Annotated in this window: 12 protein-coding genes; 9 read left to right on the top strand and 3 right to left on the bottom strand. The window is 56.7% G+C overall.

What is annotated here, in order from left to right; genetic code table 11:
* Positions 1-5 precede the first annotated feature (5 nt).
* From cimA to DFP90_RS03575, 5 genes are all read left to right on the top strand, one after another.
* Positions 6-1,598: a citramalate synthase gene (gene cimA / locus DFP90_RS03595; RefSeq protein WP_115935023.1), complete on the top strand. Its 1,593-nt coding sequence runs from the start codon at positions 6-8 to the stop codon at positions 1,596-1,598.
* 34 nt (positions 1,599-1,632) lie between these two features.
* Positions 1,633-2,220, top strand: coding sequence for a hypothetical protein (locus DFP90_RS03590; RefSeq protein ID WP_115935022.1), 588 nt, complete (start codon positions 1,633-1,635; stop codon positions 2,218-2,220).
* Complete coding sequence (locus DFP90_RS03585; RefSeq protein ID WP_218044558.1) at positions 2,213-2,866, top strand: class II aldolase/adducin family protein; 654 nt, start codon at positions 2,213-2,215, stop codon at positions 2,864-2,866. The genes DFP90_RS03590 and DFP90_RS03585 overlap by 8 nt, the downstream gene beginning before the upstream one ends.
* A 5-nt stretch (positions 2,867-2,871) precedes the next feature.
* Positions 2,872-3,972 (top strand): S-methyl-5-thioribose-1-phosphate isomerase, encoded by a 1,101-nt coding sequence (gene mtnA, locus DFP90_RS03580; RefSeq protein WP_115935020.1) that lies wholly within the window; start codon positions 2,872-2,874, stop codon positions 3,970-3,972.
* A gap of 506 nt (positions 3,973-4,478) precedes the next feature.
* Complete coding sequence (locus DFP90_RS03575) at positions 4,479-4,955, top strand: DUF1203 domain-containing protein (protein WP_115935019.1); 477 nt, start codon at positions 4,479-4,481, stop codon at positions 4,953-4,955.
* 9 nt (positions 4,956-4,964) lie between these two features.
* Here DFP90_RS03575 and DFP90_RS03570 read toward each other — a convergent pair whose 3' ends face one another.
* The gene (locus DFP90_RS03570; protein WP_115935018.1) at positions 4,965-6,389 is read right to left on the bottom strand and encodes an aminotransferase-like domain-containing protein; all 1,425 of its coding nucleotides are present in this window, start codon (positions 6,387-6,389) and stop codon (positions 4,965-4,967) included.
* 82 nt (positions 6,390-6,471) lie between these two features.
* On the opposite strand from DFP90_RS03570, the gene DFP90_RS03565 reads away from it, so the two are divergent.
* Both DFP90_RS03565 and DFP90_RS03560 read left to right on the top strand, forming a co-directional pair.
* Complete coding sequence (locus DFP90_RS03565) at positions 6,472-7,110, top strand: LysE family translocator (RefSeq protein WP_115935017.1); 639 nt, start codon at positions 6,472-6,474, stop codon at positions 7,108-7,110.
* A gap of 220 nt (positions 7,111-7,330) precedes the next feature.
* Positions 7,331-8,656 (top strand): GGDEF domain-containing protein, encoded by a 1,326-nt coding sequence (locus DFP90_RS03560; protein WP_115935016.1) that lies wholly within the window; start codon positions 7,331-7,333, stop codon positions 8,654-8,656.
* 3 nt (positions 8,657-8,659) lie between these two features.
* On the opposite strand, the gene DFP90_RS03555 is transcribed toward DFP90_RS03560, so the two are convergent.
* Entirely contained in the window at positions 8,660-9,535 is an 876-nt protein-coding gene (locus DFP90_RS03555) for an S-methyl-5'-thioadenosine phosphorylase (protein ID WP_115935015.1), read from the bottom strand.
* Between the two features lie 122 nt (positions 9,536-9,657).
* Here DFP90_RS03555 and DFP90_RS03550 point away from each other — a divergent pair, with 122 nt between their 5' ends.
* Positions 9,658-10,392 (top strand): RNA methyltransferase, encoded by a 735-nt coding sequence (locus DFP90_RS03550; protein ID WP_115935014.1) that lies wholly within the window; start codon positions 9,658-9,660, stop codon positions 10,390-10,392.
* Between the two features lie 34 nt (positions 10,393-10,426).
* Here the strand turns inward: DFP90_RS03550 and DFP90_RS03545 are convergent, their stop codons facing one another.
* Complete coding sequence (locus DFP90_RS03545; RefSeq protein ID WP_181905170.1) at positions 10,427-11,326, bottom strand: DMT family transporter; 900 nt, start codon at positions 11,324-11,326, stop codon at positions 10,427-10,429.
* A gap of 223 nt (positions 11,327-11,549) precedes the next feature.
* On the opposite strand from DFP90_RS03545, the gene rpsD reads away from it, so the two are divergent.
* Positions 11,550-12,164 (top strand): 30S ribosomal protein S4, encoded by a 615-nt coding sequence (rpsD, locus tag DFP90_RS03540; RefSeq protein WP_115935510.1) that lies wholly within the window; start codon positions 11,550-11,552, stop codon positions 12,162-12,164.
* Positions 12,165-12,558: the final 394 nt, after the last annotated feature.

Raw genomic sequence — 12,558 nt, 5'->3', positions numbered from 1 at the left:
GATCCATGGCCGATCGCATTTATTTGTTCGATACCACCCTGCGGGATGGTGCGCAGACCACCGGCGTTGATTTCTCTGTGGCGGACAAGATCGCCATCGCAGAAGCATTGGACGAGATCGGCATCGATTATGTGGAAGGCGGCTGGCCGGGCGCAAACCCGACCGACGACACGTTTTTCACTGAGCCGCCTAAGCTGAAAGGCGCCAAGCTGGTGGCTTTTGGCATGACGCGTCGGCCCGGCCGCAGCGCGGAAAATGATCCGGGACTGGCCCCGCTGGTCAATTCCAAGGCCAATGCGCTCTGTCTGGTCGGCAAGGCGTGGGATTTCCACGTGGATGTGGCGTTGGAAATCGAGCATGACGAGAATGTCGCCATGATCCGCGATTCCATTGCCTTTGGCCATGCCCGCAAGGGTGAAGCCATGTATGACGCGGAACATTTTTTCGACGGGTATAAGGCCAACCCGCAGTTCGCGTTGAAATGCATAACCGCCGCTTATGAAGCGGGCGCGCGCTGGATTGTTTTATGTGACACCAATGGCGGCACCATGCCCGACGAGGTAGAGCGGATCGTGCGCGAAGTGAGCAAACATGTGCCGGGCGACCATCTGGGCATCCACGCCCATAACGACACTGAGCAGGCGGTTGCGAATTCTCTGGCCGCCGTGCGGGGCGGTGCGCGCCAGGTTCAAGGCACCATCAACGGACTGGGCGAACGTTGCGGCAATGCCAATATGATGTCGCTGATTCCCAGCCTGATGATTAAGATGGGTTTTGACACCGGTATCAGTCCGGTCAACCTGAAAAAACTTACCCATCTGTCGCGTATGCTGGACGAGCGGCTCAATCGCGCGCCCAACCGCCATCAGGCCTATGTGGGCGAGAGCGCCTTTGCCCATAAGGGCGGGCTGCATGTTTCCGCCGTGGCGAAAGATCCAAAAACCTATGAGCATGTGGAACCGGAATGCGTCGGCAACCGCCGCCATATCGTGGTGTCCGACCAGGCGGGCCGGTCGAACCTGCTGGCCCGTTTGGATGATCTGGGGATCGAGATGCCGGGCGAGGATAAAATTCGTCTGTTGCTGGACAGCCTGAAACAGCAGGAATTCAAGGGTTATGCCTATGACGGTGCGGAAGCCAGCTTTGAGCTTCTGGCGAGAAAGGCCATGGGCGAGGTGCCGGTCTATTTCCGCCTGTCCCGTTTCCGGGTGATGGATGATCGTCGCTGGTCCGCCAGGGGCGAGCTGGTCACCGAATCCGAGGCCACCGTCACGGTAAAGGTCAAGGAAGAGGAAGTCATGCGCGTTGCCATGGGCAATGGCCCGGTCAACGCGCTGGATGTCGCCCTGCGCCAGGCCTTGGTCGAATGCTATCCGACCCTGCAGCATATGCATCTGGTGGATTATAAGGTGCGCATCATGCCGCCCCGGGCCGACGGCACCGGCACCGACGCGGTGACCCGTGTGGTCATTGAAAGCGCCGATGCGGAAGGCCACCGCTGGTCAACCGTCGGGGTTTCCGCCAACATCATCGATGCATCCTATGTGGCTTTGCGCGATGCCTATACTTATATGCTATATCGCGAGGGTGTTCGCTGATTCGCACAGCCGGTAAGCGATCTTGGGGGGATTGATGGTTACTGAGGACAAAATGGAACCCGATGCAAAGAAGCAGGCGTCAGGCCTTTATGGCAATTGGATCCTCTCGATGCGAAATAAACCGAGCTTAACGCAAAAGCTGGTCAGTTTACTCGGGTTTTTGCTGGTGATCTCAGGCATCATTTTTTTCGGATTTGGATTTGGCAAGACTCAGATTTATCTGGTGTGTCTTCTTTGGGTCGCTTGGCTGTTGGCTTCGCTCTTTTTCCGGGTCGTTTCCACATTCGTTTGGGGCATGATTATTTTTCACCCGCTTTTGTTAAAAGCGCCGGACCGCAAGATGATCGTCTTGCGACGCGTCTGGTTTGTTGGCACAGGCCTCTCCCTGCTTCCGCTGTTGCTTGCAACTAATTGGGCGAGCGCGCTGGGCCTGTTCATAATGATGGATCTGCTGTTGGCGCTGACCTGGACTTCGGCACAAATGAACCATGCCGAAATGCCGGGACATGAAGATGAAATTCGAAACGCTGCTCTTCTCTCAGGCGATCCGATGGCATTGACCTTTGCGGCACGGGATCCGGACAGTTCTTCTCGATCAAAGGAGCAGCCAAAGGGTGACTGAGAATAAGTATAGTCTCTCCCAGCAAATCATCGACACATGCTTGTCAATGAATGCCAGCGGCATCAACCATGGCACATCAGGCAATGTCTCCGCGCGTTTTGGCGAGGGTTTCCTGGTGACACCATCGGGGGTGCCCTATGAGGATTTGACGCCGGAGAAAATTGTCGAGATGGATTTGAACGGCGGTCACAAGGGCGATCTGCTGCCCTCGAGTGAGTGGCGCATGCACCGGGACATTTATGCTTCCAGGGCAGAGGCTGGTGCGGTGGTCCATACCCATTCGGCCCACGCGACCGCGCTGGCTACATTGCGCCGCGGCATCCCTTGCTTTCATTATATGATCGCGGTGGCAGGCGGCACGGATATCCGTTGCTCCGATTATGCCACCTTTGGATCTGCCGAGCTTTCCGAAACGATGTTGAAAGCCATGGAAGGACGCAAAGCCTGCCTGCTGGCCAATCATGGCTATATTGGTTTTGGCGCGGATCTTTGCAAGGCGCTGGCGCTGGCGGTTGAAGTCGAGGGGCTGGCCAAGCAATATTACACCGCCCTCCAGATGGGCGAGCCAGTCATTCTGAGCGACGATCAGATGGCTGAGGTCCTGGAAAAATTCAAAACTTACGGCAAGCAGCCGAATAAGGGATAAGCGGCATGAAAATCAATGGCACCCATTATCGTACCATCTGGCTGGCGGAAGACGGCTGGGGCGTGGAGATCATCGACCAGACCAAGCTGCCCTACGCGTTTGAGACTGTGACCCTGTGGTCCATGGAAGAAGCCGGTGTTGCGATTAAGGATATGCTGGTGCGCGGCGCGCCCCTGATCGGTGCGACGGCGGCTTACGGCATGGCACTGGCCATGCGGGAGGACCCCAGCGACATGAACCTGGGCAAGGCCTATGACCATCTGCTGGCAACCCGCCCGACGGCGGTCAATCTGCGCTGGGCGCTGGACCGGATGCGCGGCAAGCTGCGCTATCTGGCACCGAAAGAGCGCGAGGATTTTGCTTATCGCGAGGCGGCGCTGATCTGTGATGAGGATGTGATGATCTCGGAAGGGATCGGCCGTAGCGGCCTGGAAATCATCCGCGAGATCGCAAAGACCAAGAAGGATGGTGAGCCGGTCAATATCCTGACTCATTGCAATGCGGGCTGGCTGGCCACCGTTGATTGGGGCACGGCAACCGCGCCGGTATATATGGCCCATGAAGAGGGCATCAATGTCCATGTCTGGGTCGATGAGACCCGGCCGCGCAATCAGGGCGCCAGCCTGACCGCCTATGAACTGGGCCATCATGGAGTGCCGCATACCCTAATCGTCGACAATGCCGGTGGTCATCTGATGCAGCATGGGCAGGTGGATATGTGCATTGTCGGCACCGACCGCACGACCGCGAAGGGCGATGTCTGCAACAAGATCGGCACCTATCTGAAAGCCCTGGCAGCGCATGATAATGATGTGCCATTTTATGTGGCGCTGCCTTCCACCACCATCGACTGGACGGTGATGGACGGGGTGAAGGAAATCCCGATTGAAGAGCGCGGCGGGGAAGAGGTGACCCATCTGACCGGCAAAACCGCCGACGGCCGGGTCGAGACCATCCTGATCACGCCGGAAACCACCCAGGCCGGAAACCCTGCCTTTGATGTGACCCCGGCGAAATATGTCACTGCTCTGATCACCGAGCGCGGCGTGGTCAAGGCCGATGAGGCGGCCCTGGCCGAGGCGTTTCCGGATTTAGCTGCGGCTTAGTTTCTGACTCTTTCCGTAAGGTCAGATACATTCGGATGAGCAACTGAAACAGTAGCCCAAATACACGGTAACACCGATCGTCCAAAGGTTTACGCAGACTGTGAATACTCCAAGTTTTCGTGGGAATGCTCTGTGGCGGACAAAAGGCAGTGAAATCGCTAGCAGGAGCCATGCAATCATTTGGAAGGGAACCGAAGTTGACAATATGCCGGTTTCGCAGATCACCGACCGATAGTTCGTTTGTACAAGATATGCAGTGATGATGAGGTTTAATATCATGGCTGCAATCAGAATTACGCGAATAGGATTTATCGATTCCGCATTCATTTTTTTAAGCTTCATTACCAACCATTGTCTTGTCACCGAGAGGAGTCTTCATAGTCTGGATTGATAGACAAATTCGGAAATAGGCTCAAAAAAAATCGAATCGCAAGTATCGGGTGGGTTTGAAAATCCAGGCTTGGCATTCTCCTGTCAGACACACAAACTGACAGGAGCCTAGAGCGATGACCGACATTAAATTTTCCGCGATGCCGACTGAAGATGCGATGAAGTTTTGGGCCGGGGGCGAAGATGCTTATGGCATGAAGCCGGAAACCCAGATCTCGGATGGAGAGGGGGTTCCGTGCCGCCACTGTCTGGAGGATGTGGGCAAGGACGAGCCTTTCCTGATCCTGGCTTACAAGCCCTTTGCCGAAGACCAGCCCTATGCGGAAACCGGCCCGATCTTCCTGCATGCGAAATCCTGCCAGCGCCATGGGGAAACCGACCAGACCCCGGAAAGCTTCAAGAAGCGCCCCAGCTATCTAATGAAGGGCTATTACGCCAATGACCGGATTGTCTATGGCACGGGCCGGAATGTGGAGCCGGACGGGATTGAAGCCTATGCAAAGGAATTGTTCAGCGGTAATCCGGATATCGCCTATATCCATGTGCGCTCCACCCTGAATAACTGCTACAGCGCGCGGATCGACCGCGCCTAACCGAAACAATCAGACGAAGGACATGTCCGGCGCGGGCTCGGCCTGCTGCCGGATTTGTTCGAGCGCCAGGGCCAGCCGTTCAATACCCAATTCAAACTGCCGGTCTGTCGGGCAGGAGAGCAGGGCGACACGGATATGGCCATGATCGGCGATGATGCGGTTTGAAAAGCGGTAACCTTCAGTGATCAAAACCCCATGGCTTTTGGCTATGGGTTCCAGCATTTCATCCGTGACACCTTCGGGCAGGGTGATCCAGGCATGGGGGCGGCAGGCCTCAATCCCCTGAACCAGACCGCCCAGGCGTTTGCTGAGGGTGGCGGCGCGGGCTTTGGACCGCGCGATGCAGTCATCCGCCATCTTTGACAGCTGGTCATCGCGTTCCGCGATGTCGGCGGCGGCAGCGGCCAGCAAAGGGGACACCATCCAGCATTGGGTGGTGATGGTCTGGGCCATCAGCAGGTTTTGACGGGTCGGCACCAGGGCAAGCCCGACCCTGAGTGCCGGTGCGACCCGCTTGGACAGACCGGTCAGGTAAATGGATTGCTCGGGCAGCAGGGCGGCATAGGGCGGCGGGCTTTCGGGGTAGAGATGGCCATAGATATCATCCTCCACGATCAGAAGATCCCGCCGACGCGCGACCTCGCAGATCGCCTGCCGCCGTTCCAGGCTTGTGGTGATGCCGGTGGGATTCTGGCCGGTCGGTGAGGTGAGGAGCAACCGCACACGCCCATCGCGGCAAACCATGTCCAGCGAATCCGGCAGGATACCGTCTTCGTCCGTTTCCACCGAATGGCAGGTCAGGCCATGCTGGGCGATGATAGCGCGGATGCCGGGATAGGAAAGCGGTTCGACCGCAACCCCGTCGCCTTTGCCGGCCATTCGGCTGAGAATAGTGTAGAGCGCATGCTGGACCCCATGGGTTAGGATCAAGTCGCCGGGATTCAGATCCTGCAATGACGGATCAAGCAGGGGCATGAGGCGAGGTTTCATCTCATGATGGCCGCTGCCGTCGCCATAGCCTGTGATCATCACGCTGGGCAGTTTTTCCGCTGCACGTGCCATGGCCTGACGCACCAGGTTCTCGGCTTGCGAATGATGAATCTCATTTTGCACCAGATTGATCATGGAGAGGTCCGCCGACCCGCCGCTGCCGGGCGGCAGGATCACATTGGCGGTAAGACTGTCCGGTTCCTTGACGAAGGTGCCGCGGCCCACTTCCGAGGTGACCAGCCCCTGGCGTTCCAGCGCGGAGTAGACGCGCGCCATGGTACCAAGCGAGCAACCGGCCTCCCAGGAGGCCTGGCGCAACGGCGGCAGTTTGTCACCGGGTGTCAGCGTACCATCCTCGATCGCCCGGCGGAACAATTGTTCCAGATGGGGATATTTCGGGCCGGTTTCGGGCGCATTGTCCCGGATCATTTCCATTATTGTCATTAGAACAATTTAAATATTGTTCAATGAACAATCAAGGCGCAAATAATATGGCAGACCAAATCCGATCCGTTGGAGATGTACAATGCCTGTTCTTTTCCCCATTGAAGCGCTGATCCCGGCCAGCCTGTTTGCCCTGATGATGATTTCAACGCCGGGGCCGACCAATATGATCCTGTTGACCATGGGGGCGCATTTCGGGGTGCGCCGGTCAATGCAGTTCATTATCGGGGTCAATTGCGGCTTCCTGGTGGTATTGTCCCTGGTGGGGTTGGGGATCGGGGCCTTGTTCGCGGTTATGCCCGGCATGCGTATGGTCTTCATCCTGTTGAGTGGGGTGTATCTTTTGTATCTTGCCTGGAAAATTGCCCGGTCCAAACCGCCGCAGACGGATAATTCGGCACAGCTGGACCAGGGGCAGGCCGGCTTTTTCAAGGGCGTGTTGACCCATGTGTTCAATCCGAAAACCTGGGCGACAGTGACCACAGCCATGACTCAGTTCACCGACCCGGAATTGTCCCCCCTGATGGTGCAATCCATGATTCTTGGCGCCATATTCGTGTCCATCGGTATTCCGGTGAATATGGTCTGGACCTGGGCAGGAGACCGGATCATCGGTGCGATTCAGCAGGAGCGTACCAGGATCATGGTGAACGGCACATTGGCGCTCATGACCGTCGCGATTGTGCTCTATGTCATGATCGGCCAGTTTCTGGGCCATTAAGCCCTCAGCCTTATAGCGAGGCACCTATTTATCTGCTATGATCTGTCTGCCGGATGAATGGCCTCTTGCCGGGGCCGCTTCCGTCAGGACCCAAACAAGCTGGACCCGGGTTCCGAGGGGCAGGAATAAGGATGGCCTCGGGGCGAGCGTTGACGGGTTTTTGATGATGCCGGAAACCCAGGTGCGGGCGGGGATACCTGTTTGGAAGGAATGACAGGCCATGCAGGAAGGCGCGGTTCTTCAATTTCCCATTGCCGCAGTGCGGACCAATGCCGAGGGGACGGTTGATGCGATCAATCAGTCCGGGGAAAGCTTTTTTTCAGAATTGGAAATCCCCATCCGGCCGGGGGTTAATCTCAAATCAACGCTGGCGGGGCTGGATGACCGGGCCTGGTTCCTGGATGATGAAGGGTGCTGCCCGGTACAGCGATTGTTCAAGGAGACACCCGGCAGCATCCTTTTGCGGTTTTGTTCCGGTCGCTGGGTTGAGGTCCGCAACACCCCGTCATCGGCGGGCCAGGGTTCGGTATTTGTGTTCCAGGATGCGTCCCAGAATATGCTGCGTGACCGGGCTCTGGCGAACTTATGCCGGGCGGATATCTCGGATCCGGATTTTTACGATCTCGCCGCCAAGGCGCTGGCGGATGGCTTGGGGTACCGCTGGGCCTGGGTGACCCGGTTCCTGCCACAGGGCAATCATTGCCAGGTGATCGGGGCCCATGATGGCGACCAGATGATCGGCCAAGTCTATGCGGTGAGACACACACCCTGCGAACTGGTGGTGCAAAACCGGGAATTTACCTTCATTTCCACCCGGCTTGCGGAGTTTTACGCAAAAGACAAACCATTGGTGGATATGGGCGGTGAAGCCTATGTGGGTCAGATGTATTTCGGTGCGGATGGTGAGCCCTTGGGGCATGTCTTTGCCATTAACGATCATCCGGATTTTGACCGCTTAACGGCCCAGGAGGTTGCCTATCATGTCTCGCGTCAGGTTTCCTGGGCACTGGAATATCGGCGTTTGAAGCGCGATCTGTCGCATCAAAAACGGGTGGCTCGCCAGGATGGGCTGACCAATGCGCTGAACCGATCGGCCTTTGACCATGATGTGCGCCGGATCGCGGACCAAGTGCGCGATGGCCGCATGCCGGATTGCCTGATGGCTTATATTGATATTGATGGGTTGAAAAATGTGAATGACAGCCGTGGCCATATTGCGGGGGATGAACTGCTCTGTCTCTTTGCCCAGTCCCTGATCGAGGAGATGCGCGGCGACGACCGGGTTTATCGGATCGGCGGTGATGAGTTCGCAGTGCTCTGGCCGGGCACGCCTGGCATGAATGCGGCGCAGCTGGCCAACCGGGTGGCAACCGCAGCAAAGATTTTGCCGGGAGCGGGCTTCCCGGATGCCGGGGCCAGTTTCGGAATCTCCGCCATTTCAGAAGCGGACGGCGACCCGGATCAGTTCATCCGGATCGCCGATCAGCGCATGTATGAGGAGAAGGAGGATAACCGACAGAAACGGTCATCTCCGCCGGAAGCCTGAATTTCAGCCTTTAAGCACGCGTCCGGCAATGGCATCCATTTTGGCGACCAACGCGGGGTCGCGTTTTTCCGGGGCGGTCATGATCGCCATATCCAGGATCGTGTCGGTGCCACAGTTGGGTTCGCTGTCCCGGTTGTTGATATTGTCCGCAAGGAATTTGACCAGTGCTTTGGCTTTGTCCGCATTATCCAGCAGGGTCTTGATGACCATCTGCACATCGACGCTGTCATGGTCGGGATGCCAGCAGTCGAAATCGGTGACCATGGCGACTGTGGCATAACGGATTTCGGCCTCTCGGGCGAGCTTGGCTTCGGGCATATTCGTCATGCCGATCACCGAGCAGCCCCAACTGCGGTAAAGCTCCGATTCAGCCAGTGTCGAGAATTGCGGCCCTTCCATCACCAGATAGCTGCCGCCGCGGGCATAAGGAACTTTCTGTGCTTTCAAACCGTCTTCGGCGATGTCACCCAGCCAGGAGGAAACCGGGTGCGACAGGGGAACATGGGCGACCAGGCCCTTGCCGAAGAAGCTTTTTTTGCGGGCAAAGGTGCGATCGATGAACTGGTCCACGATGACAAAGGTGCCGGGTGGCAGCTCTTCCTTGAGCGAGCCGCAGGCGGAAAGCGAGAAAATGTCGGTAACGCCCAAGCGCTTCAGGGCATCAATATTGGCGTGATAGTTGATGTCTGACGGCGAGACCGCATGTCCGCGGCCATGGCGCGGCAGGAAGACAACTTTGGTGCCGCTGATCTCGCCGACCAGAAGGTCGTCGGACGGTTCGCCCCAGGGGCTTTCCACCGTCACCCATTCGGCACCGGTCAGGCCCTCGATGTCATAGAGGCCGCTGCCGCCGATGATCCCCAACACATGTTTGCTCATGATCCGACTTTCCTAGCTGATTGTTGGCTGGTCTGCCGTTGATAGTGCGCGCCGTTTCATTTGACAAGTGAATGGTGAATTATGGTAGAAGCCCGCAGGAAATCTTGAGGAAACAGAGCAAAATGTCAAAACAGCCCGTCATCATCCTGGTCGATCCCCAGATGGGAGAAAATATTGGCATGGTCGCCCGCGCGATGCTGAATTGCGGCCTGACGGAATTGCGTGTGGTACGTCCTAGAGACGGCTGGCCGTCCCAGCCGGCCAGGGATAATGCGGCCGGTGCGGATATCGTGATTGATGGCGTGAAACTGTATGACACCACGCAAGATGCCGTTGCGGACCTGCAGCGGGTCTATGCCACCACCGGTCGGCCGCGCGGCATGGTGACCCGCGTGGTGACGCCCCGGCATGCGGCGGGTGAGCTGCGTGAGGAAATTGGCCGTGACGTGAATTGCGGCATCCTGTTTGGCGGTGAGCGTTCCGGTTTGGTCAATGACGATGTCGCGCTGGCGGACGCCGTGATTTCGGTGCCGCTCAATCCCGATTTCAAGTCCCTGAACCTGGCTCAGGCCGTGCTGCTGGTTGCCTATGAATGGCTGATTTCGGTGGATGATACGCCGCCCACCCAGCTGGAGGCCAACGAAAATCCCCCGGCCAGCATGGCGGAACTGGATAATTTTATGAGCCGCCTTGGTGCCGGCCTGGACGAGGGGCGTTTTTTTAAATCGCCTGAGATGCGCCCGGTCACCCTGCGCAACATCCGAAACCTGTTCCAACGGGCTGAACTGACCGAACAGGATGTCAGGACGCTGCACGGGATCATAAAAGCCCTCAGGAATGCCGGGCCGCAAGGGTAGAGCCAAACTCTCGCCAACCCGTCATTTCTTTTAATCAGCCAGGCCCCAGAGGCTGGTTGCTTTTGGCTTTGCGCAGCCTGCGCAGGGAATGAATCAGCAGGGTTGCAATCACAATGCCGCCACCGACAAGGGCATTACCGCCGGGTTCTTCGGTGAGGACCAGCCAGACCCAGAAGGGGCCAAGCACGGTTTCAAGCAGCAGGAGCAGGCTCACCTCCGGCGCGGGTATATAGCGCGGGCCGATGGTCAGCATGCCAAAGGGGATGGCCTGGACGAGAATACCCATGACCAGAATATAGCCCCATTGCTGGGGGGGGTAGTCAAAGCTGCCGGCCTGGCCGATCATCAATGGGAACATGATCGCGGCGACCAGGAAACCGGAAAGGGAGGTGGCGGGAACCATGTCCACGTTTTTTGACCGGCGGATCATGGTGAAGACGGCTGCCATGGCGATCGCTGTGCCCAGGGCAAAGAGATCCCCCACCATATGACCGCCGCCCAGATCCTCCCCGATGACGATGAGGATGCCGACGAAAGCGCTGGCAATGGCGATCAAGGTGGCCCTGGAGACCGTCTCTTTCAGCACCAGCCAGCTGAGCAATGCGGCAAACATAGGCGCGGTGGCAATGATGATCAATGTGTTGGCAACGGTCGTGTTGGTGATCGACCACACGAAGCAAAGCGAGCTGGTGGCATAAAGAAGGCTGATGATCAGGCCGGACCGGCCAATAGCGCGATATTTGGCAAAAACGCCGGATCGATATTGCAGGCCGCTCCAGGCCAGAAGGGACAGCCCCATTAGGATTCCGCGCCAAAAGGAAGTGCTCCATGGATCCAGATTCACCAATCGAATCAACAAACTGTCTGGGGTCAGGATCAGGATGCCGAGGAAGGTGATCAGGAAACCTTTGGCATGATCGGAACTAAATGACATAAAGACCCTCCAGAAAAACCGCAGATATCCTTGAAAAAAGGCGATATCGGGGTTTGACAACCATCTAAAAATACATATGATGCGCCCGCTTCCCGGGAATGCGGATGGCCTGTCGTGCCGTCCCGCCGTCATGAAGTCAACACATGTTTCTTTGAAACAGTTGATGGAATTGCCGGACTACCGGGCCAAAAATGACACCGACTTTTATACGGGATATATTATTATGAGTAAGCGTCTTAGCTCTAAGTACAAGATTGACCGCCGTTTGGGCGTGAACCTTTGGGGTCGCCCGAAAAGCCCGATCAACAACCGTGAATACGGTCCGGGCCAGCACGGCCAGCGTCGCAAAAAGCCGTCTGACTTCGGCATCCAGCTGATGGCCAAACAGAAGCTGAAAGGCTACTACGGCAACATCGGTGAGAAACAGTTCCGCAAATATTTCGCAGAAGCCACCCGCCGCAAAGGCGATACCGGTGAGAACCTGGTTGGCCTGCTGGAACAGCGTCTGGATGCGGTTGTTTACCGCGCCAAGTTTGTTCCGACCGTGTTTGCTGCGCGCCAGTTCGTGAACCACGGCCATGTGGAAGTGAACGGCAAGCGCGTGAACATTCCGTCCTATATCGTTAAAGAAGGCGACGTTGTCACCGTTCGCACCAAGAGCAAAGAGATCCCGATGGTTCTCGAAGCTGTTGCAAGTGCCGAGCGTGAGATTCCCGATTACATCGACGCCGACCATAACAAACTGTCCGCCACCTTCGTTCGCGTACCGAAACTGGAAGACATTCCGTATCCGGTACAGATGGAACCGAATCTGGTGATCGAATTCTACTCCCGTTAAGTCGGGAGGGGGCGGCCGCCTTATATGGGCCGTGTATTCAAGAAAAGGCTTCCGGAACATTCCGGAAGCCTTTTTCTTTTTGCCATGTTCATTTGGATGACGGGCTCTCGGGAGAAGCCTGGTTTTATCAAATTTTTCAAAACTTTGATCGCAATCTCCATATCCTTAGGAGTTGAAGAATCCGATGCCAGAACACCAATAGGATTTGCCGTGAACGATTTGTTAACTAGCAAAACTGCATAATGAATTCATCCTTTAGCTGTGTTTTGCTGTGAAAATCAAGCTACCTGGGATAGAGAGATTGGCATTCAATATGTAATCGGTGTAAGCACCTTTAGACGGTATCAGAAAGATACGGGTCAAACCCGTGTCTCTGCCGGGGCTAGTCTGGGGG

It is taken from the genome of Aestuariispira insulae (genome assembly GCF_003385955.1).
Lineage (GTDB): Bacteria > Pseudomonadota > Alphaproteobacteria > UBA8366 > Aestuariispiraceae > Aestuariispira > Aestuariispira insulae.
This window is presented reverse-complemented; position numbering and strand designations above follow the sequence as displayed.

Bases quoted from the DNA above. Each gene is read 5' to 3' on its own strand.
- cimA (WP_115935023.1), top strand. From the start codon at position 6: ATGGCCGATCGCATTTATTTGTTCGATACCACCCTGCGGGATGGTGCG.
- DFP90_RS03590 (WP_115935022.1), top strand. From the start codon at position 1,633: ATGGTTACTGAGGACAAAATGGAACCCGATGCAAAGAAGCAGGCGTCA.
- mtnA (WP_115935020.1), top strand. From the start codon at position 2,872: ATGAAAATCAATGGCACCCATTATCGTACCATCTGGCTGGCGGAAGAC.
- DFP90_RS03575 (WP_115935019.1), top strand. From the start codon at position 4,479: ATGACCGACATTAAATTTTCCGCGATGCCGACTGAAGATGCGATGAAG.
- DFP90_RS03570 (WP_115935018.1), bottom strand. From the start codon at position 6,389: ATGACAATAATGGAAATGATCCGGGACAATGCGCCCGAAACCGGCCCG.
- DFP90_RS03565 (WP_115935017.1), top strand. From the start codon at position 6,472: ATGCCTGTTCTTTTCCCCATTGAAGCGCTGATCCCGGCCAGCCTGTTT.
- DFP90_RS03560 (WP_115935016.1), top strand. From the start codon at position 7,331: ATGCAGGAAGGCGCGGTTCTTCAATTTCCCATTGCCGCAGTGCGGACC.
- DFP90_RS03555 (WP_115935015.1), bottom strand. From the start codon at position 9,535: ATGAGCAAACATGTGTTGGGGATCATCGGCGGCAGCGGCCTCTATGAC.
- DFP90_RS03550 (WP_115935014.1), top strand. From the start codon at position 9,658: ATGTCAAAACAGCCCGTCATCATCCTGGTCGATCCCCAGATGGGAGAA.
- DFP90_RS03545 (WP_181905170.1), bottom strand. From the start codon at position 11,326: ATGTCATTTAGTTCCGATCATGCCAAAGGTTTCCTGATCACCTTCCTC.
- rpsD (WP_115935510.1), top strand. From the start codon at position 11,550: ATGAGTAAGCGTCTTAGCTCTAAGTACAAGATTGACCGCCGTTTGGGC.